General features: G+C 69.5%; 19 protein-coding genes. 7 read left to right on the top strand and 12 right to left on the bottom strand.

Annotation, left to right across the window (positions count from 1 at the left end; all coding sequences use genetic code 11):
- Window positions 1-6: 6 nt before the first annotated feature.
- Window positions 7-1,302, top strand: coding sequence for an NAD(P)/FAD-dependent oxidoreductase (locus tag SNE35_RS14990; protein WP_320423719.1), 1,296 nt, complete (start codon window positions 7-9; stop codon window positions 1,300-1,302).
- On the opposite strand, the gene SNE35_RS14985 is transcribed toward SNE35_RS14990, so the two are convergent.
- On the bottom strand, window positions 1,286-2,065 hold the full coding sequence (locus tag SNE35_RS14985; protein ID WP_320423718.1) for an exodeoxyribonuclease III: 780 nt from the start codon (window positions 2,063-2,065) through the stop codon (window positions 1,286-1,288). The two genes, SNE35_RS14990 and SNE35_RS14985, sit on opposite strands and share 17 nt — an antisense overlap.
- A gap of 41 nt (window positions 2,066-2,106) precedes the next feature.
- A complete protein-coding gene (locus tag SNE35_RS14980; RefSeq protein WP_320423717.1) occupies window positions 2,107-2,898 on the bottom strand; it encodes a substrate-binding periplasmic protein in 792 nt (263 codons plus the stop codon).
- A 150-nt stretch (window positions 2,899-3,048) separates the two neighbouring features.
- Between SNE35_RS14980 and SNE35_RS14975 the strand changes: the two genes are divergently transcribed.
- Complete coding sequence (locus tag SNE35_RS14975) at window positions 3,049-3,801, top strand: HAD family hydrolase (protein ID WP_320423716.1); 753 nt, start codon at window positions 3,049-3,051, stop codon at window positions 3,799-3,801.
- Here SNE35_RS14975 and gnd read toward each other — a convergent pair.
- Entirely contained in the window at window positions 3,713-4,726 is a 1,014-nt protein-coding gene (gene gnd / locus SNE35_RS14970) for a phosphogluconate dehydrogenase (NAD(+)-dependent, decarboxylating) (protein ID WP_320423715.1), read from the bottom strand. The two genes, SNE35_RS14975 and gnd, sit on opposite strands and share 89 nt — an antisense overlap.
- An 84-nt stretch (window positions 4,727-4,810) precedes the next feature.
- Here gnd and SNE35_RS14965 point away from each other — a divergent pair, with 84 nt between their 5' ends.
- Window positions 4,811-5,842 (top strand): class I fructose-bisphosphate aldolase, encoded by a 1,032-nt coding sequence (locus SNE35_RS14965; protein WP_320423714.1) that lies wholly within the window; start codon window positions 4,811-4,813, stop codon window positions 5,840-5,842.
- A gap of 4 nt (window positions 5,843-5,846) precedes the next feature.
- On the opposite strand, the gene SNE35_RS14960 is transcribed toward SNE35_RS14965, so the two are convergent.
- Both SNE35_RS14960 and SNE35_RS14955 read right to left on the bottom strand, forming a co-directional pair.
- A complete protein-coding gene (locus tag SNE35_RS14960) occupies window positions 5,847-6,980 on the bottom strand; it encodes a sterol desaturase family protein (RefSeq protein ID WP_320423713.1) in 1,134 nt (377 codons plus the stop codon).
- 2 nt (window positions 6,981-6,982) lie between these two features.
- Window positions 6,983-7,762 carry a MipA/OmpV family protein gene (locus tag SNE35_RS14955; protein ID WP_320423712.1) on the bottom strand — a complete coding sequence of 260 codons (780 nt, stop codon included), beginning with the start codon at window positions 7,760-7,762 and terminating at the stop codon, window positions 6,983-6,985.
- A gap of 250 nt (window positions 7,763-8,012) precedes the next feature.
- On the opposite strand from SNE35_RS14955, the gene SNE35_RS14950 reads away from it, so the two are divergent.
- Genes SNE35_RS14950 through SNE35_RS14940 form a run of 3 tightly spaced genes read left to right on the top strand, consistent with a single transcriptional unit; the run spans window position 8,013 to window position 10,359 of the window.
- A complete protein-coding gene (locus SNE35_RS14950) occupies window positions 8,013-8,879 on the top strand; it encodes an alpha/beta hydrolase (RefSeq protein ID WP_320423711.1) in 867 nt (288 codons plus the stop codon).
- A complete protein-coding gene (locus SNE35_RS14945; RefSeq protein WP_320423710.1) occupies window positions 8,879-9,136 on the top strand; it encodes an acyl carrier protein in 258 nt (85 codons plus the stop codon). The genes SNE35_RS14950 and SNE35_RS14945 overlap by 1 nt, the downstream gene beginning before the upstream one ends.
- The gene (locus tag SNE35_RS14940; RefSeq protein ID WP_320423709.1) at window positions 9,133-10,359 is read left to right on the top strand and encodes a beta-ketoacyl-[acyl-carrier-protein] synthase family protein; all 1,227 of its coding nucleotides are present in this window, start codon (window positions 9,133-9,135) and stop codon (window positions 10,357-10,359) included. The genes SNE35_RS14945 and SNE35_RS14940 overlap by 4 nt, the downstream gene beginning before the upstream one ends.
- 1 nt (window position 10,360) lies before the next feature.
- On the opposite strand, the gene SNE35_RS14935 is transcribed toward SNE35_RS14940, so the two are convergent.
- The 6 genes from SNE35_RS14935 to SNE35_RS14910 all read right to left on the bottom strand — a co-directional run bounded on the left by SNE35_RS14935 (window position 10,361) and on the right by SNE35_RS14910 (window position 16,833).
- On the bottom strand, window positions 10,361-10,711 hold the full coding sequence (locus tag SNE35_RS14935) for an Hpt domain-containing protein (RefSeq protein WP_320423708.1): 351 nt from the start codon (window positions 10,709-10,711) through the stop codon (window positions 10,361-10,363).
- Window positions 10,712-10,722: 11 nt separating this feature from the next.
- Window positions 10,723-12,186 (bottom strand): CHASE3 domain-containing protein, encoded by a 1,464-nt coding sequence (locus SNE35_RS14930; protein ID WP_320423707.1) that lies wholly within the window; start codon window positions 12,184-12,186, stop codon window positions 10,723-10,725.
- 133 nt (window positions 12,187-12,319) lie between these two features.
- Window positions 12,320-13,087 carry a YkgJ family cysteine cluster protein gene (locus SNE35_RS14925; RefSeq protein ID WP_320423706.1) on the bottom strand — a complete coding sequence of 256 codons (768 nt, stop codon included), beginning with the start codon at window positions 13,085-13,087 and terminating at the stop codon, window positions 12,320-12,322.
- Entirely contained in the window at window positions 13,081-13,857 is a 777-nt protein-coding gene (locus tag SNE35_RS14920; RefSeq protein WP_320423705.1) for a MetQ/NlpA family ABC transporter substrate-binding protein, read from the bottom strand. The genes SNE35_RS14925 and SNE35_RS14920 overlap by 7 nt, the downstream gene beginning before the upstream one ends.
- The gene (locus SNE35_RS14915; protein ID WP_320423704.1) at window positions 13,854-14,894 is read right to left on the bottom strand and encodes a formylglycine-generating enzyme family protein; all 1,041 of its coding nucleotides are present in this window, start codon (window positions 14,892-14,894) and stop codon (window positions 13,854-13,856) included. Before SNE35_RS14915 ends, SNE35_RS14920 begins: the two co-directional genes overlap by 4 nt.
- A gap of 1 nt (window position 14,895) precedes the next feature.
- Window positions 14,896-16,833, bottom strand: a complete 1,938-nt coding sequence (locus SNE35_RS14910) for an arylsulfatase (RefSeq protein WP_320423703.1) — start codon at window positions 16,831-16,833, stop codon at window positions 14,896-14,898.
- 217 nt (window positions 16,834-17,050) lie between these two features.
- Here SNE35_RS14910 and SNE35_RS14905 point away from each other — a divergent pair, with 217 nt between their 5' ends.
- Window positions 17,051-18,595, top strand: a complete 1,545-nt coding sequence (locus SNE35_RS14905) for a methyl-accepting chemotaxis protein (RefSeq protein ID WP_320423702.1) — start codon at window positions 17,051-17,053, stop codon at window positions 18,593-18,595.
- On the opposite strand, the gene SNE35_RS14900 is transcribed toward SNE35_RS14905, so the two are convergent.
- The gene (locus tag SNE35_RS14900) at window positions 18,582-19,433 is read right to left on the bottom strand and encodes a substrate-binding periplasmic protein (protein ID WP_320423701.1); all 852 of its coding nucleotides are present in this window, start codon (window positions 19,431-19,433) and stop codon (window positions 18,582-18,584) included. The genes SNE35_RS14905 and SNE35_RS14900 overlap by 14 nt on opposite strands.
- Window positions 19,434-19,540 lie beyond the last annotated feature (107 nt).

Below are 19,540 nucleotides of genomic sequence, written 5' to 3'. Positions count from 1 at the left end.
TGGTGCATGCATGAGGGCAGTTACTACGAAGCCACCAGTCCGCGTCTGAACCTGCCGCCGCTGGCCGGCGACGGTAGAGAGGCGGAAGTCGCCATTATCGGCGGCGGCTTCGCGGGCCTGGCCACGGCGCGAGGCCTGCAGGAGCGCGGTCTGCGCTCGGTGGCCGTGCTGGAGGCCGGCGCGATGGGGCAGGGCGCCTCGGGGCGCTGCGGCGGCTTCGTCTTCGGCGGCTACAGCCGCGATTGCGCGGCGCTGCTGCGCGAGCTGGGCCCTGGCCCGGCCCGCTCGCTCTATGCGCTGACCCGCGATGCGGTGGCGCTGATCCGCCGGCGCATCGAGAAGCTGAACATCGCCTGCGATCGCACCGAGGGCGGCGCCCTGCTTCTGGACTGGTTCCATGGCGCGGGCGCCCGGGCCGCGCTGCGCCGGCAGGCGCAGATGATGCGCGAGCAGTTCGGGGTGAGCTGGCTAGAGCTGTCCCCGGCCGAGGTGCGCGAGGCCGTCGAAACCGAGCGTTATGGCGCCGCGCTGCTGGAGCCCGACGCCTTCCACTTCCATCCGCTCAAGTACGTGCACGGCCTGGCCGCTGCGCTGCGTGCCGAGGGCGCGAGCCTCTACGAGCAAAGCCCGGTGAGCCGGATCGAAAAGCTTCACGACGGCTGGCGCGTCCACACGGCCGCCGGTGCCAGCCTGCGCGCGCGGCAACTGGTGCTGGCGGGCGGCGCCACGATGCAGGGCCTGCAGCGGCGCGTGGAGAGATCGCGCCTGGCCATCGCCACCTATGTGATGGCGACCGAGCCGCTGCCGTCCGGCTGCGAGCCGATCCGCACCCCGGCCGCGCTCTACGACACCCGCTTCGCCTTCGACTACTACCGCATGCTGCCCGACCGTCGCCTGCTGTGGGGCGGCCGCATTTCGATCCTGGAGCGCGAGCCGGCGCGCATCGCGGCGCTGCTGCGCGCGGACCTGCTGCGCGTCTATCCGCAGCTGGCCGGCCTGCGCATCGCTCATGCCTGGGGCGGGCTGATGAGCTATGCCCGCCATCAGATGCCGCAGATCGGCCAGTTGGCGCCGGGCCTCTGGTTCGCCCAGGCCTTCGGCGGTCATGGCGTGGCGCCGACCACCGTGGCGGGCGAGCTGCTGGCCGAGGCGATCCATGGCGGCGCGCCGCTACCCGTCGAGCTTGAGCGCTATGGCCTCGTGCCCGTGTTCGGCCGCCTGGGCCTGGCCGCGGCGCAGGCCAGCTACAGCTGGGCCGAGCTGAAGGACGCGCTGCGCGAGCGGCTCAATCGCCCAGCGTGACGATCACCGGCGCATGGTCACTGGGCTTGGGCAGCTTGCGCATCTGCCGGTCGATCGTGCAGGCCGTGACCAGCGGCTTCAGCCCCGCGCTGACGAGGATGTGGTCGATGCGCAGGCCCTTGTTCTTCTGGAAGCCGAGCATCCGGTAGTCCCACCAGCTGTAGCTCTTGGGTGGCTGCTCGAACATCCGGTACGCGTCGGTGAGGCCCAGGTCGATCAAGGCCTGGAAGTGGGCGCGCTCCTGCGGCGAGGTGTGGGTCTGGCCGACGAAGGCGGCCGGGTCGTAGCAGTCGCGGTCTTCGGGCGCGATGTTGAAGTCGCCCATCAGCACCAGCTTGTCATGCGTCTTCAGCTCGGTGGCGAGCCAGGCGCGCAGGCCGTCGAGCCAGGCCATCTTGTAGACGAACTTGTCGCTGTCCAGCGCCTGCCCGTTGGGGAAGTAGCCGCCGATCACGCGCACGTCGCCCGCCGCCGTCGCCACTGTGCCGGCAATCAGCCGCGCCTGCTCGTCCGCATAGCCGGTGATGTTCTTCACCACGTCGCGCGCCGCCACCTTGCTGAGCAGCGCCACGCCGTTGTAGGTCTTCTGGCCGAACCACTGGACCTGGTAACCGGCCTCACCGATCTCCAAGGTCGGGAACTTGTCGTCGGTCAGCTTGGTCTCCTGCAGCACGAGCGCGTCGACCGGGTTGGCGGCCAGCCAGTCCAGCAACTGCGGCAGGCGGACGGCGAGGGAATTGACGTTCCAGGTGGCGAATTTCATATTTTCCAACGGGTTGATTCAGAAAGATTTTCTCTCGGAACTCATCCCGAGAAGCTCTTCAACAACTGGTCGAGCTCTCCATCCTTGTGGATCTTGTCCAGACCGAGGTTGAACTCGGCCACTCTCGCCAGGGCCTCTGGCGATCGACGGGACAGTGCCGCATAGAGCGGGGTCTCCGTGACCGAGGGCTCGAGCCAGGTCAGTTCCGTGAGGCCCGTGGGCAACTGCGTCTGGAGCAGGTAGTGGGCGACGCCCTTGTCGATGAGCGCCAGGTCGATGCGGCCGAGGAGCAGCTTGCGCAGGTTGCGCAGATCATCGACCGCAGGCTCCAGCCGGAGTTGCGCCTCCTCGATGGCCAGAGGATTGGCATAGCCGTTCACGACGCCAATGGTGAGCCTGCGCAGTTGCTTCAGATCGTTCACGGTGATCGAGGTTCCGGCGCGAGCCATGAAGCCGATCCGGTTGGTGATGCCCAGCGGCCGGGGGAACAGCAGGGTGCGCTCCCGCTCAGCATTGCGCCACACCCCGATCAAACCGTCGAACACACCCTCCTGCGTCTCGCTCAGCGCGCGCGCCCAGGGCCGCACGCTGGCGCTCATCTCCAGGCCTTGCCGGGCCAGCACGGTCCGGGTGATCACGGTGGCGATGCCCCCGCCCGGCAGGTCGGTACCGGTGTAGGGAGGAAACTCGGTCATCGCCATGCGCAGCGGCGCACCTTTCATGGCATGGGCGTCGACCGACGCCGAGGCGCGGGCGCAACTTGTCATCCCGGGTGCGACGGAAGCACCGAGGGCGAGCAGGGCGTCGAGTAGGGCGGCACGGCGACGGATCATGGCGTGTGCAAATCGGGGAGGCTCAATGCCGGTGCGGACGGTACTACAGTCGCCGCGGAATCAGCTTCTCGTTACTGCCGACGACGGGTATGCGGATTGCTCGTTCCGAAGCCACGACCCACCACCATCCACGATGAAAGTGCACGCGCCTTGGCTGCCATCCTCAATGACCTTGTCTTCCTCGTCGACGTCGACAACACCTTGCTGGACAACGACCGCATCATCGCGGACCTGCACGATCACCTGACGCGCGAATTCGGCGCCGCCTCTTCAGAGCGCTACTGGACCCTGTTCGAGAAGTTGCGCGTCGAGCTCGGGTACGCGGACTACCTGGGCGCCTTGCAGCTTTATCGCAAGGAGGTCGAGGGTGATGGCGCCGAGGCGCAGCTTCGTCTGCTGCAGACCTCGAGCTTTCTGCTCGACTATCCGTTCGCCGATCGCGTGTACCCGGGTGCCGTCGAGGCGCTGGCGAGCATGGGGCAGCTCGGCCCCACCGTGATCCTCTCCGATGGCGACGCCGTGTTCCAGCCACGCAAGGTCCAGCGCTCCGGCCTGTGGGACGCGGTGCAGGGGCGGGTGATGATCTACGTGCACAAGGAGCTGATGCTGGACGAGATCCGGCGGATCCATCCGGCACGCCACTACGTCCTCGTCGACGACAAGCCGCGCATCCTCGGCGCGTTCAAGGCCGCCTGGGGCGACGGCGTGACCACCGTCTTCCCGCGGCAAGGGCACTACGCATCCGATGCCGCGGAAGTGGCCCGCTTTCCCGAGCCCGACGTCACGGTCGCCCACATCGGCGACGTCGGTCCCGTCAGTCTTTCTTCTCTGCGTGACCGCCGAACTCATGCCGCATCGCCGACAGGATCTGGTTCGCAAACGTCGCCTCGCCCCGCGAGCTGAAGCGGTCGTACAGAGCCGCGCTCAACACATGCGCCGGCACGGCTTCGTCGATCGCGGCCTGGATCGTCCAGCGGCCTTCGCCGGAGTCGGACACCTTGCCGCCGAAGTGCTTCAGCTCCGGGTCGGCCAGCAAGGCCTTGGCGGTGAGGTCCAGCAGCCATGAGCCGACGACGCTGCCGCGCCGCCAGACTTCGGCCACCTCGGGCAGGTCGAACTCGTACTGGTAGAACTCGGGCTCACGCAGCGGCGTGGTCTCGGCGTCCACCGCATGATCTTTCTTGCCGATATTGGCGTGGCGCAGGATGTTGAAGCCCTCGGCGAAGGCCGCCATCATTCCGTACTCGATGCCGTTGTGGATCATCTTGACGAAGTGGCCGGCCCCGTTCGGGCCGCAGTGCAGGAAACCCTGTTCGGAGTCGGACGGTTCGCCATCGCGCCCGGGAGTGCGCGGCTCGTTGCCGAGGCCCGGCGACAGCGCGCTGAAGATCGGGCGCAGGTGGTCGAAGATGGGCTTCTCCGCGCCCACCATCAGGCAGTAGCCGCGGTCCTGGCCGGCGATGCCGCCGCTGGTGCCGCAATCGACGTAGTGGAAGCCGGCGTCGCCCAACTTCTTCGCGCGGCGGATGTCGTCGCGGTAGTAGGAGTTGCCGCCGTCGATGATGATGTCGCCCGGGTCCAGGTGCGCGAGCAGGTCGTCCAGCACGCCGTCGACCACCGCGGCCGGCACCATCAGCCACACGGCGCGCGGCTTGGTCATCTTGGCGGCCAGCTCGGCCAGCGTGGCGGCGCCGACGGCACCGTCGCTGACCATCTTCGCGACCGCATCCGCATGCGAGTCCTGCACGACGCACTCGTGCCCCTTGCTCATCAGGCGGCGCGCCATGTTCGCGCCCATCCGACCCAAACCGATGATTCCGAGTTGCATTGCTGCCTTTCAAAGTTGCATGCGCCATCATCGCGCAGCCGGGCGCATCGTTTGCCGGCGAATGACCGTTTGGCAAGGACATCCATGAACAAGCAGACACTTCGCGATACCGCCCGCCAGATGCTGGCCGAAGGCAAGGGCCTCCTGGCGATGGACGAGAGCAACCCGACCGCGGACAAGCGTTTCGCGGCGCTGGGCATTCCGCAGACGGTGGAGATGCGGCGCGCCTACCGCGACCTGATCGTCACCGCGCCGGGCCTGGCCGAATCGATCGGCGGCGCCATCCTCTACGACGAGACGATCCGCCAGACCGCGCTCGACGGTACGCCCTTCGCACAGGCGCTGCAGCGCGTCGGCATCATTCCCGGCATCAAGGTGGACGAGGGCGCCAAGCCGCTGGCCTTGCATGAGGGCGAACTGGTGACCCTAGGCCTGGACGGCCTGCGCGAGCGCCTGGCCGAGTACTCGAAGATGGGCGCCCGCTTCGCCAAATGGCGCGCGGTGATCACCATCGACGACGCGAATGATGCTCCCTCGCGCGGCTGCATCGAGGCCAATGCCCACGCCCTGGCGCGCTACGCGGCGCTGTGCCAGGAGGCCGGCATCGTGCCCATCGTCGAACCCGAAGTGCTGATGGACGGCGGCCACACCTTGGCGCGGTGTGGCGAGGTCACCGAACGCAGCTTGCACGCCGTCTTCGAACAGCTGCGCACGCAGCGCGTGGATCTGGCCGGCATGCTGCTCAAGCCCAATATGGTCGTGCCGGGCCTGGCCTGCCCGGCGCAGGCCTCGGCCGACGAAGTGGCGGATGCCACCATCGATTGCTTCCGCCGCACCGTTCCGGCCGCGGTGGCCGGCATCGCCTTCCTGTCGGGAGGACAGTCGGCCGCCGACGCCTCTGCGCGGCTGAACGCGATGAACCTTCGCCACAAGGGCCAGTTGCCATGGCCGGTCGCGTTCTCGTTCGCGCGGGCGATCCAGGATCCGGCGATGAAGGCCTGGAGCGGCAAGGCGGAGAACGTGGCGGCCGCGCAGGCGAAGCTGGTCGAACGCGCGCGGCTGAACCGGCTGGCGCGGCGTGGCGAGTACACCGCCGCGATGGAGCCCGCGCGCTGACCCGCTACGCGCGGAGCGCGAGCAGCGTCAGCAGCAGGCCCAAGGCCACGCCGAGCAAGCCAGGCAGCAGCGGCCGCGCCGTTGTCCGCAGACAGCGGCCCATGCACCACAGCGCCCCGGCCAGCAGGCCCGCGGCCAGCCACTGAACGGCGGTATCGAGCGCCTCTGAATTCACGAGCCAGCTGCCCACGCCCAGCGCGCAGGCGGCGAACACGGCGCCGGCCCAGACCCTGGCTGCGGTGGGCAGCGGCGGGTCGAACCGGGGCTGCGCCAGCCGGCGCGCGGCCTCCTCCGGCGAGTCCGTCGGCACCACGCCGGGCGGCATCCAGCTCGGCGACTTGAAGGGCACGCGCAGCTTGTCGATCAACCGCGGCGTGACCGCCATGCGCCGGCCGATCTCCACGTAGAACTGGGCCACGCCCCACAGCGGATTCCAGCTCGCGAGCGGCTTCACGGTGCCGTACACGCAGGGTTCGGTCTCCTCGGCGAAGCTGCCGAACATGCGGTCCCAGACGACCAGCACGGCACCGTAGTTCCGGTCCAGGTAGCCGGGGTTCACCGCGTGATGGACGCGGTGGTTGGAGGGTGTCGAGAACACGCGGTCGAGCCAGCCCAGGCGGCCGATGTGCTCGGTATGAATCCAGAACTGGTAGAGCAGCACCACCATGCCTGCGGTGATGAACTGCTCGCTCGAAAAGCCGATCACGGCCAGCGGCAGGAAGAAGGGGAAGCCCATCACCGAGTAGAAGCTCTCCTGCCGCAGCGCCGTGCTGAGGTTGAAATGCTCGCTCTGGTGATGCACCGCATGCGCGGCCCAGAACAGCGCGCTCTCATGGCTGACGCGATGCAGCCAGTAGTCGCAGAAGTCGTAGCAGATCACGGCCAAGATCCAGCCTAGCGGAGAAGCCCAACGCGCGGTCGGCAGCAGGTGCAGCCGCGGCTGCACCCAGGCATAGATGCCCGTCTGCAGCAGCGGCGTCACGGCGGCCACCGCCTGGCTCAGCAGGCCCTGGGAGAGGCTGGTCAGCGTATCGGCCCAGCCATAGGTGTTGCGGCCGCGCCGGCGGCCCCAGGCCCATTCGAAGGCCATGGCGGCGACGAACACGGGCAGCGCGAAGAGGAGGAATTCGTCCTGCATGCTCAGAACTTCCGCCACAGGCTGACGGTGTACGAAGGCTGGAAGCGCGTCTGCGTCAACGGTGCGCGTGCCGCGGCGCCGAGCAGGCGCGCACCGAGCCACTGGCCGCTGATGGACCAATCCGCCGACAGCTTGTGATCCATGCTGATGGCCAGGCTCCAGTCCTGCCAGCCGCGCGAGGGCTGCCAGGCCGGTGGCCCACCGGCGACCGGCCCGACGCCGAAGCTGCCGCGCAAGTGCGCCGCATTGGCATAGCTGGCGGCCAGGCCGATGCCGATCAGCTCGTCGCCCAGCGGGATGCCGCTGGTGGCACCCAGCTCCAGCTGCGCGCCGTCGCGATGCTGCCCGCTGCCGAAGCTCATGCCCGACTGCAGCAGCAGGAAGGGCAGGGCTTGCACGTTGGCGAAGAGCTCACCCGTCACGCGTGTGCCCGTGCGCTGCGCCCCCGCAGGCGCCAGGCGTTGTGGCCGGCCCCATTGCGGCCACAGGCGCGCGCCCATTTGCCAATCTGGCCAGTCTTTCACGCCTTGCTCGTCCATCAGCAGCGGCGCCAGGTTCCAGCCGATGCTGTCGTCGGTGGAGGCGAAGAATCCGCTCGGCGTCGCGTAGTCGAAGGCCGGCAGCAGCGCGTGATCCTGCTGCCGGGCGCCGGGTGCCGCGGGCCAGGCGCGGGTGGTGACGCCGGCCGACAGCGTGGGCTGCGCGGGCGGCGCATCGATCAGCAGCAGCGTGCCGGCAGCCTGCGCGGGGGAGCCGCTCCACGCGCCCAGGGTGAGGCACACGGCGAGAGCGCGGCGGTGGAAAAAACAGGCCATGCGTTGTCAGGTAACCGAAGGGCGAGGGGCCGAAGAATAGCGGCGCAGGCAGTCATCCATGCAATCAATTTGGCTGCCGCGACTGCAAAGCAATGTTTCTCATATTCGCAAGAACCTGACCACAGACCGACCGTCCCCGCAGGACACCCGCATATGGGCGTCGAGAGTTTTTCTAAACGGTGAAGCCCCGTAGACTGCAACGCCTTTGATCCCTTCCATGTCCACCGACTCCGCGATCCTGCCCGTGCGCAGACTCATCCTGCTCCACGGCCTGGCCAGCACGCCCAAGGAGTTCAGCCTGCTGCTTCATCCGCTGCGGCGGCTGGGCCTCCAACTGGAGTGCCCGACCGTGCCGGGCTACAGCCACGGCATGCTGGCAACCCGCGCGCGCTGGACCGACTGGGTCGATGCTGCGACCGAATCGGTGAGCAAGCTGCTCGCCGATGACGGCGAGCCGGCCCTGCTCGGTGGTCTCTGCTCGGGCGCCATGCTGGCCCTGGCCGCGGCCGGGCGCCTGCCGCGGGCGCCACTGCGCGGGCTGGTGCTGCTGTCGCCGCTGATCGCCTACAACGGCTGGGGTCTGCCCTGGTGGTACCGCCTGCGCTACCTGGCCTACGGCCTGGGCATCGCGCCCTGGTTCTCGATGTCCGAGCGCGAGCCCTACGGCCTGAAGAACGAGCGCATGCGCCAATGGGTGCGGGCGCAGATGGAAGGCGAGGAGGCGACGCTGGTCGGCCCGGCCAGCGTGCCGCTGAACATCGTGCGCGAAAGCGAGGGCCTGTCGCGTCATGCCCGCCGGCTGCTCAGCGAGCAGCAGCGGCCGCTGCTGATGGTGCATGCCCGCGAGGACGAGATCTGTCGCCTGGATACCGTGCGCAAGACCGTCGGCGGCCTGCGCCCCGGCATCGCCAGCCTCGAGGTGCTGGAGAACAGCTATCACATGGTCAGCGCCGACAACGACCGCCAGCGGGTCGGCGAACTGATCGCCGGCTTTGCGGCCCGGCTCCGCCCCGGCGTCCATCCGGGCTCTGCATCTTTCCCCCACAGCCCGCGAGCCGCGGGCGCTCTTGCCAGGATCTCATGATGAACAGCATCGAACGCCTCCAGGACCTCATCCACGATCAGTTCGACGTGGAGAAGAGCAAGATCGACCCCGATGCGCCGTTCGCCACCTACGACATCGATTCGCTGACCCTGGCCGAATTGATCTTCACGATCGAGGACGACTTCCACGTCAACGTGCCCGACTCGGCGGCCACGTCCGTCAGCACGCTGCGCGGCCTCGCGCAACTGCTGGACGAATTGCTCAGCAGCACCCCGGCCGCCCCTCAGGCGGCATGAGCGTGATGGAGCGCGTCGGCGTCGTGGGGCTGGGCCTCGCGAGCGCTCTCGGATCGGACCTCGATTCCGCCTGGGCGCGCCTGATGGACGGCGAGTCGGCGATCGAGCGGATGGCCCTCGAAGGCCTGCCCGACATCGCCGCAGCGCGAGTCACCGAGGACGTGGCCGCCGTGCTGCCCAAGCTGCAGCAGGTCGGCACCGAACGCGTCAGCCAGATGGCGCTGGGCGCGGCGCGCCGCGCGATCGAGGATGCCCGTTGCGGCGCCTGGGCCGATGCGGAACGCGTGGGCCTGTACCTGGGCACCGGCATGGGCGGCGCCGCCACCTTGGATGCCGCCTACGCCGCGCTCCATGCGGGCAAGCGCGTCCCGCCGCTCACGGTCCCGACCGCCATGGTCAACGCTGCCGCCGCCACGCTGGCCCTGCATTGCGAGATCCGCGGCCCGGTCGTCACCTACGCCGTCGCCTGCGCGTCGAGCGCCGTGGCGCTGGCCGAGGCGGCGCATGCGCTGCGCCGCGGCGAGATCGACATCGCCATCGCGGGTGGCGCCGAGGCACTGCTGGTGCGCGGCACCATCTCTGCCTGGCAGGCGCTGCGCACCCTGGCTCCGCCCGACGAGACGGACCCCGCGCGCAGCTGCCGGCCGTTCTCGCCCGACCGGGCCGGCCTGGTGCTCGGCGAAGGCGCGGGCTTCTTCGTGCTGCAGCGCGAGAGCGATTGCGCGCGTGATGGCCGCCGCGTGCGCGCCTGGCTGGCCGGCAGCGCGATCAGCTGCGACGCCTCGCACCTGACCAACCCCGACCAGCGCGGCCAGATGTCCGCGCTGCGGCGCTCGCTGGCCGCCGCCGGTCTGCAGCCGGCCGACATCGGCTACTGCAACGCCCACGGCACGGGCACGATCGTCGGCGATCCGGTCGAGTGCGCCGCGCTGCGCGAGCTGTGGGCCGAGGCCGCACCGAACCTGCGCGTCAGCTCCACCAAGGCCGCGCATGGCCACCTGCTGGGGGCGGCCGGCGCCGTCGAAGCCGCCTGGACGGTGCTGGCCCTGGAGCGCCAGGAGATCCCGCCGACGGCCGGCACCCAGGTGCTGGACCCCGCCTGCCAGGGCCTCGGCCATGTGCTGGGGCAGGGCGAGCGCGTGCCCGGGCTGCGCCACGCGCTGAGCAACTCCTTCGCCTTCGGCGGCACCAACGCCAGCCTGGTCTTCTCCCGGGCAGACTGACTCAGCGGTCCGCCGGTGCCGGCGCCGGTGCGGGGATCAATGCCGCAACGCCGGCCTTGATCTCGGCCAGCGATTCCGACAGCTGGCCCAGCACCTCGGGCGAGAGCATCTCCTGCGCGCAGGGATGGGCCCGCAGCAGGGTCTCCATCGAATAGGCCGCCGCGGCGATGTCCTTCAGGCCCACCACGGCAGCAGCTCCCTTCAGCGTGTGCGTGAGGTACACGAGCCGCTCGGCGGCCGCGCGTCGGGTGTCGACGGCCGGCTGCTGCAGCTCGGGCATGGCCGGGTCGATCCGGGCCAGCAGGTCGCGGGCTTCCAGGCGGAAGAATCGGTAGTTGTCCTTTGTTGCCATGGTCGGGATCCTCAGTGAGCAGGCTGGGCCTGGACCAGCCGCATCAGCCCGCGCGCCAGCTCGACGAGCTGCAGCGCCGTCTGCGAGGTCTGCTGCGAGCTGACCTCGGTCTCCTTGGCGGCGCCGGCCGTGTGGGACAGCGCCAGGTTGACCTGTTCGACCGCGGTGGACTGCTGCTGGGTCGACAGGCCGATCTCGCGTGCCGCCTCGCTCGTCCGCTGCACCATCTTGCCGATGTCGGTGAGTGACGCGGCCACCGCCGCGAACTGGCTCGCCCCGGCGTCGATCGACTTGGAGCCCGTCTCGGTGGCCATCGTCGTGGCGTTGACCGCGTCGCGCACTTCCTCGATCTGTACGCGGATGGCCTTGGCCGATTCGCCCATCCGGTCCGCCAGCTTGCGCACCTCGTCGGCCACCACGCTGAAGCGCGTGCCGCTCTCGCCCGCGCCCATCGCCTCGATCGTCGCGTTGATGGCCAGGATGTTGGTCTGCTGCGCCAGCTCGACGACGAGGTCCAGCACGTCGTCGATCTGCCGCGACTTGCGCCCCAGGTCGAGCATGTGCTCGACGACTCGCACGCTCTGCTGCTTCATCGCGCCGATGGAATCGCGCGCGGCCTGGAGCACGCCGTCGCCCGAGCGGGCGGAGTCCGCGGTGCGGCCCGCGATCTCGCCGACCTGCAGCGCGCTCTCGGCGATCTCGCGCGAGCTTCTCGTCAGCTCGGCGAGCGTGGTGGTGATCTCGGCCATCGAGGTGGCGGTCTGGCGTGCGCCCACGGCCTGCTGGTTCGAGGCCGTCTGCAGTTCGGCCGAGGAGCGCTGGACATGCCCGACGGCCGCGCCGATCTGCGTGCTCAAGGTGCGGGCCAGCAGCCCGCCGGCGATGAAGACCAGCAGCAGGCCGGCCGCCGTGCCCACGCCGATCGCCGCGCGCGCGCTGGCGGAGGCCGACTCGACCTCGCCGGCGCGCTCCTGCAGCAGTGCGTGTTCCTCATCGACCATCTCGCCCAGCAGCCGGCGCAGTTCGTCCATCCGGCGCTTGTCGTCGCCGGCCAGCATCGCGCGAACGGCCGCCTCCTCGCCCGAGGCCCGCCGCTGGTCGATGCGGGACTGGTGCACCTTCATGATGGCGTCGACCCGCCGCTGGGCATCGGCCACGCGCTCGCTCTGGCGCGGGTTGTCGGAGACCAGCCTGCCCAGTTCGGCGAGCAGTTGCGGGATGCCCGCGCGGGCGGCCGTGTAGGGCTCGAGGTAGGCGTCCGAGCCGGTCAGCAGGAACCCGCGTTGGCCGGTCTCTGCGTCCTTGAGCGCGCCGAGCAGGCCGTCCACGCGGTCGAGCACCTCATGCGTGTGCGTGACCGAGTAGCTGGCGCGGGTCAGGACATCGAGCCCGCGGTAGGACAGCAGCCCCACGAGCAGCAGCACGACGAACGACAACGCGAAACTGAGGATCAGCTTTCTTCCGAAGGACCACATCGGCGTCTCCCTGCTGGTCGTTGCATTGACGAGGCAAAGGAGTGCGGGCACGGCGATGTGCCATGCCCTCAAGACCGACGCGCCTCGTGGGCCCGTTCGTACTCTGACTCCCTGTGGCCCAGTCTATGGCAAATCAGATGCCGTACAGGTACGCGGAGAGCGGCGTGTCGGCGCGGGCGCGCGCCGGCGTCTGGTCGAGAAAGCTGCCGTAGGCCTCGTGCCAGCGGCGGAACTGCGCGGTGCTGGGCCGGTCCTCCGGGCGGCGGCGCTGCAGTGCCGCATCGATGCGCTGGGCGAGCAGGCCGCGCTGCGACTGGGCGAGGCGCCGGGCATGCTCGGGCGCGCCCGCTTCGCTGAGCCACTCCAGCAGCGGCGTCAGCGGCAGGCTCAGGAAGCCGCCCGGCGGCGCGGCGCCCAGCAGCGCCGCCAGGCGGGACCGCAGCGGCGCGCGCCACAGCGAGTCCTCTTCGGCATGCGAGGTACGGGCGGCGCGCAGGGCCTGGCGATGACCGGCATCGACGATCTCGCCGGCGGCCAGCAGCGGCGGCAGCGCCGGCCCGTCGCTGAGGCACTGCGCGCCGAAGTCCTCCGGGCCGCCGGGCAGGCGCCGGCGCAGCACGATGGCCTGCGCGGCATCCGGTTGCCGGGGATCGAGCGGCACGCTGGCGCACATGGCGGGCTTGCCCTGCTCGTGCAGGCTGCACAGGCCATCGCTGCGCAGCGCGGGGCAGGCCTGCGAGGGCGCCTCGTGGCCCTGCAGGGCCAGCGGTGCCGTGCGGCTCAGGCTCAGGCTCAGCGTGCCGACGAAGACGTTCTCGAAGCGCAGCAGCTCGGCCAGGCTCAGCAGCGGCGGGCTGTTGCAGCAGCGGCCGCAGGCACTGCAGGCGAAGCCGATCACCATGGCCGGCGCACCCCGTCCTGGTAGCGATCGAGGATGAAGCGCTTGACCGGCTCGCTGCGATACACCGCCACCAGTTGGCGCAGCCACGGCGCTTCGACATCAGCGCGGCGCACGGTGAGCACGCCGGCCCAGGGCGAGCGGGCATCCTCGACGCCCAGCGAATCGCGCGCGGGCTGCAGGCCGGCGTCGGTCGCATGGGCGCGGTCGATGACGGCGAGATCGGCGGTGCCATGCAGCGCTGCGGCCAGTTGCGTCGAAGGCAGGCTCAGCAACCGCAGCCCGCGGCGCGTCTGCCGCACGTCGGACAGCCGCGCGTGCAGGCCGGCCTCGGGCCGCAGCAGGAGCAGGCCGTGGTTGTAGAGCAGCAGCAGCGCCCGCGTGGCCGCTGCCGGCTCGGCGGGGATCGCCACTCTTGCGCCGACGGGCAGATCACGCAGTGCGGCGAGGCGGCGCGAGTAGAGGGCCATCGGCAAGGTCACCGTCAACGCGGCCTCGGCGAGCCACTGGCGTGAGGGATCGTTGGAGAAGGCAACGCCGTCTTCGACGCTGGCCGCATCGAAGCCGCCCGAGGCCAGAGAGGCATTGACGGCCGCGGGTGCGCCGACGCTGAGGATCGTCGTCAGCGCCAGCCCCTGCGCGGTGGCCAGCCGCGCCACCAGGTCCATCACCTCGGCCTGCGGACCGGGCGCAACGGCGATGCGCAGCGGCGCCTTCTCGGCATGCGCCAGCCAGGGCAGGGCCGCGGCGGCAAGCAAGTAGCGGCGCTTCACGACGAGCGCTCCCGCAGCACGGTGCGGAAGCCGATGTGTGCCGTCGCCAGGTCCGCCTCCTGCGATTCCCGCGCCGAAGCCCGGTAGCGCACGCAGAAGTCCGGCGAGCAGAGGTAGGAGCCGCCCTTGATGACCATCGGCCGGTCGGGCTTGTGGCCTCCCGGCGCGGTCTGCGCCGCGGCCACGGCCGTGTCGCCGTTCATGTGGCCTTGATGCGGGCCGCCGTAGCCGTCCTTGGTCCATTCCCAGACGTTGCCGATCATGTCGTGCAGGCCCCAGTCGTTGGCCGCGTAGCAGCCCACCGGCGCCAGGCCGGCGTGGCCGTCCTCCTTGGCGTCGAAGGCGGGGAAGGCGCCTTGCCAGTAGTTGGCCGTGGGGCGGCCGTCCGCGCCGCGCGGGGCGGTGTCCAGCTCCGGCCCCTCGCGGCCGGCCTTGCCGGCGTACTCCCATTCCTGCTCGGTCGGCAGGTCGCGGCCGAGCCAGCGGGCATAGGCCAGCGCGTCGGCCTCGGTGACGAAGGTGACCGGAAGATGGTCCATGCCCTTGGCTATCGAGCTGCCGGGGCCGCCGGGGTGGCGCCAGTCGGCACCCTGGACGAAGGTCCACCAGGCGTAGGGCCGGCTGCCGAGTTCCTGGTCGGTCGGCTGGTGGAACACGACGGCGCCGCCCTGGCGCTCGGCTTCGGTGACGTAGCCGGTGGCGTGGACGAAGGCGGAGAACTGGGCGATGGTGACCTCGGTCCGGTCGATCCAGAAGGCGTGCATGGGCAGCGGAGCGGTGCTGCCGGGGCGTTCATCCGGATAGCCCTGGGTGCTGCCGAAGTGGAAGCTGCCGGCGGGCACCTGGACCATGCCGGCGTGCTTGTCGCCACCCCAGCCTGGGGGCAGGCCGGCGTAGGCTTCGCAGCGGGTCTCGTTGCCGAGGGGTGTGGCGGCGAAGCGTTGGAGTTCGCGGTGCTCACTCCAACCTACGGCGACGGCAACGGTGGCGGCAGCCGCGAGCACCGCCGCCGCGGCGATCTGCAATGGCCGGGGCATCTCAGTAATAGCCTTGCGGGCGCAGCGGTTCCACGCCGCCGACGTTCGTCATGTAGCTGTTCCACTGGTCCGTCAGTGCCTTCAGCTGGGCTGCGTTGCTGGCCGACAGGTCGATGTTCTCGCCGCGGTCCTTGCTGACGTCGTAGAGCTGCCAGTGGCCGTCCAGCGGGCCCACCGGCGGCTCGGTCCACAGGGCCTTCCACTTGCCGTCGGCGCTGGTGATCTGGGCGCGGCCGTAGCTTTCTTCGCCGAAGGCGGCGGTGCGCACCGTGTCGGTCTTGTTGCCCAGCAGCACCTGCAGCAGCGTCTTGCCGGTGACCGGGTAGACGTAGCGGTTGTCGTAGACCACCTTGCCCTTGTTCTGGTCGACGCCGGTCGTGCTGTTGATCAGCGCCGGGGCGGGCGTGGTCGGCAGCGTGACCTGGGCGACGTCGAGGAAGGTGGCGGTGAGGTCGGTGATGTGGGTGAACTGCGCGTACTGGGCCTCGGCCTTGGTCTGGCCGGGCAGGTGCACGATCAGCGGCGCGCCGAAGCCGCCTTCGCCGAAGTGGCCCTTGCTCTGGCGGAAGGGCGTGGCGCTCACCTCGGCCCAGCGCAGGCCGTACTGCAGGCGCTTGGCGGAGGTCAGGCCGTTGTCGGTGCCCAAGGTGGCGTAGACGGCATCGGCGGCATTGGCCTCGTCGGTGGCGCGCGGGTCGGTCGTCGCGGAGGCGATCGGCCAGCCCTCGGCGCCGTTGTCGGACTGGAACACGATCAGCGTGTTGTCGTACTCGCCGATGTCCTTCAGATGCTGGATCAGGAGGCCGATGTTGTAGTCGAGGTTCTCGACCATGCCGGCGTAGATCTCCATGTAACGGGCCTGTGACTTTTTCTCCAGCGCGGTGAGGCTGGCCCATTTCTTGTTGACGCGGCCGGCGCCGTAGTCCGAGTAGCCATCGGCCACCGTGTGGACGGCGCTGATGTACTTGGCCGAGGCGCTGCCGTTATTGGTGGTGGCGGGCGTGGAGGCGGTGGCGTCGGGCTCGCCCTCGAAGGCGGCGAAGTCCTGCGGGATCAGGCCCAGCTGCTTCTGCTTGGCGATGCGGGCGGCGCGGATCGCCTCGTAGCCGTCGTCGTACTTGCCCTTGTACTTGCTGAGCCAGGGCTCGGGCACCTGCAGCGGCCAGTGCGGCGAGGTGTAGGCCGCGTAGGCGAGGAAGGGCTTGCCGTCGCCCTTGTTCTTGTCGATGTAGCTGATCAGGCGCTGGGTGTAGAAGTCGGTCGAGTAGAAGATGGCCGGGCTGCCGCCGGTGCCGCCGGGCTGGCCCGGCTGGCCGGGCTGCACGTAGGCACCGTTTTCGGTGTAGTTCTTGGAGCCGGCGGTCTCATGGGCGAAGTGGTTGGTGGCGGCGCCGCCGAGCAGCGCGTAGCTCTGCTCGAAGCCCCATTGGTCGGGCGTCTGGCCCGAGCTGCCTGGTACCGATCCAGCCACGCCGGTGGCCGGGATGTTGGAGCCCAGGTGCCACTTGCCGGCCATGTAGGTGTGATAGCCGGCGTCCTTCAGCAACTGGGCCAGCGACAGCGAGCGGTCGTTCAGGTAGCCCTCGTAGCCGGGCAGGCCGCGGCGCTCGTCGCTGGGCGCGCCCATCGTGCCTTCGCCGACGAGGTGGTGGTCGGTGCCCGAGATCAGCATCGAGCGCGTGATCGCGCAGACGGTGCCGGTGTGGTGGTTGGTCAGCAGGCGGCCGGCGGCGGCCAGCGCGTCGAGATTCGGTGTGGAAATCTCGCCGCCGAAGGCGCCGACGTCGGAATAGCCGAGGTCGTCCGCCATGATGAACAGGATGTTCGGGCGCTTGGCCAGCGCGGTGGGCCTGGCGGCCACGGCGGGCGTGTCGTCGCTGCCGTTGCAGGCCTGCAGCAGCAGGCCGGCGGCAAGGAGGGCGGCTGCCGTCCGGGTCATTCTCGTCGTCGTTGTAGTCATGAGGAGCTAGCGTGGGTGATGAGGAAATCCTTTCGAGGCTATCAACGCAGGGGCCTCGTGCGAACTTCGGAATTCGAGCAAGCTTATGCAGCCGGCGGGGCAGGAGTCGGGGCAGGGGTCAGGTCTTGACACTTGCCGGGGCGCCACGCATGCCTACACTCGGGCCGACCGAGGCGAGAAGAAGAGGAGACAAGCGATGAATTTCAACAACCTGCGCGTGGCGCACAAGCTGTGGCTCGTGATCCTGGGGCTTCTGCTGCTGCTGACGGCCGTGGCCGTCTGGGGGCAATACAGCAGCCGGCGCGCCAACGAACAGGCGGCGCAGATGATCAGCCAGTACGAGTCAGCCATCACTGCGGCCGTGCGCTGGCGCGGCCTGGCGGAGGTTGCGGTCACCATGTCCAGCAGCGCCGCGGGCACCTCCGACCTGGCGCTCAAGGAAGATTTCGACACGCGGGTCGCCGCGCTGACCGCGCGCATCACGCCGATCCAGGAAAAGATCGTGAAGGAGGCGACCTCGGACGCCGACAAGGCGGCCCTGGCCGTCGTGGCCGATGCGCGCGCCGCGGTGCGCGGGCTGGCTCCGAAGATCAAGGAGCTTCGCGATGCCGGCGACCTGACGGCCGTGCAGGCCTACATGCAGCAGGAGTACCGGCCGCGCATGGCCGCCTACCTCGAGGCGCTGGACAAGTTCGTCACGGTGCAGGAACAGCAGCGCGATGCCATCCGCGCGCAGCTGGAGGGCGACAGCCAGCGTCGGGTCCTCTTCCAGACCGCCAGCGTGCTGGTCGTGTTCGGGCTGAGCATCCTGTTCGTGCTTGCGCTGGTGCGCTCGATCACCCAGCCGCTGGACAGCGCCGTGAAGATGGCGCACGCGATCGCCGATGGTGATTTGACGCAGGAACTGCAGGCCGATCGGCAGGACGAGTTCGGCATGCTGGTGCGCACGATGTCGGCCATGGCGGCGCGCCTGCGTCGCGTGGTGACCGATGTGCGCAGCGGCGTGGATTCCGTCTCCACCGCGTCGACCGAGATCGCCACCGGCAACAACGACCTGTCCGCCCGCACCGAGCAGACCGCCTCCAACCTGCAGCAGACCGCGTCCAGCATGGAAGAGCTGACCGGCACGGTCAACCAGTCGGCCGATACCGCGCGCCAGGCCAACCAGTTGGCGGCCACGGCGGCCAAGGTGGCGACCCGCGGCGGCGAGGCGATGGGCCAGGTGGTGGGCAGCATGCAGGCCATCACCGACTCATCGCGCAAGATCGGCGACATCATCGGCACGATCGACAGCATCGCTTTCCAGACCAATATCCTGGCGCTCAATGCGGCCGTCGAGGCGGCACGGGCGGGCGAGCAGGGCCGCGGCTTCGCGGTCGTCGCTTCCGAGGTGCGCAGCCTGGCCCAGCGCTCCGCCGAGGCGGCCAAGGAGATCAAGGCGCTGATCAACCAGTCCGTCCAGACGGTGGAGTCCGGCTCGCATCAGGTGGCGCAGGCGGGGCAGACGATGAGCGAGATCGTCACCAGCGTCCAGCAGGTGTCGACCCTGATCGGCGAGATCACCACCGCCTCGGCCGAACAGCGCGACGGCATCAGCCAGGTCAACCAGGCCGTGGCCCAGCTGGACCAGATGACGCAGCAGAACGCCGCGTTGGTGGAGGAATCGGCCGCCGCCGCGCTGGCGCTGCGCGATCAGGCGCAGCGACTGTCGGAGGTGGTGGCGGTGTTCAAGGTGGCGTAGCCGGCACGGTTCCTGGCGGAACCAGTGCATAGCGGTCGCGGATCGCGCGGAGAACGCCGCGCCGTTCAAGCTCTTCGATCGCCTGGTCGATCGCTTCCACATCGGCCGCATTCAGGCGCCGGCGGCTCAGCATCAGGCTCACCGGCTCGGCGCTGAGGCCGTAGGGCTGCTGGACCAAGGGGAAGGCGAGCAGGCGCGATTGCTCCTGGAGATCGCGGGAGTCCCCGATGATGAGCTGCGCCCGCTCGGCGCGCAGCATGTCGATGCCCTGGCGCGTCGTCGGGTATCGCACGAGAAGCCCAGCGCTTTCGAGCTGGGCGCGGCTCGCCTCGAACTCCTTGCCCAGGCCACCGACGTCGGGGCAGAGCAGTCGAACCCGTCTGTCGAGAACGTCTTCGAAACTTCGCAGTTCATCCAGGGCCGCATCGTGCACCGCAGGCGCCGCGACCATCATCACCTCCTGCCGGTAGGGGCGGGTGTACTGGACCGAATCGATGTCGCGTGCGATGGGCGTGGCCGAGAACACGACGTCGAAGCGGTCGTCCAGCAGTTCCTGGAAGCGGCGCCGGCGCCGCGCCTGCGGGGTCCGCACCCACACGAGTTTGAATCCCGCCTGCTGGCAGATGGCCTGCAGCAGCTCCGCATCGAGCCCGCGCACCTCGTTGCCTTTTCCCGGATAGACATACGGCGGCCAGGATTCGACTAAGGCGCGCAGCACGCGTGGTTCGGTCGCCGCGAAGGCACTTCGTGTGCCCATCGCGCCCAGAGCGCCCAGCCAGAACACGGCCAGGCGACGTCCGAGGTCCACAGGGGCTGTCAGCTTGGGCAGCGTTGGCATGGTCCACTCTCCGAATCACGACAGATGCCATCGTGCTTCAGATGATCAGACTTCAACCCCTGAAATATTGTTCATCCCTATCTTGCAGGCGATGCACTTTGGCATGA

Origin of the sequence: Roseateles agri (genome assembly GCF_034043675.1) — a bacterium.
Lineage (GTDB): Bacteria > Pseudomonadota > Gammaproteobacteria > Burkholderiales > Burkholderiaceae_C > KK5.
Note: the sequence above shows the minus strand (reverse complement) of the source record. Positions and strands in the feature narration are given on the sequence as shown.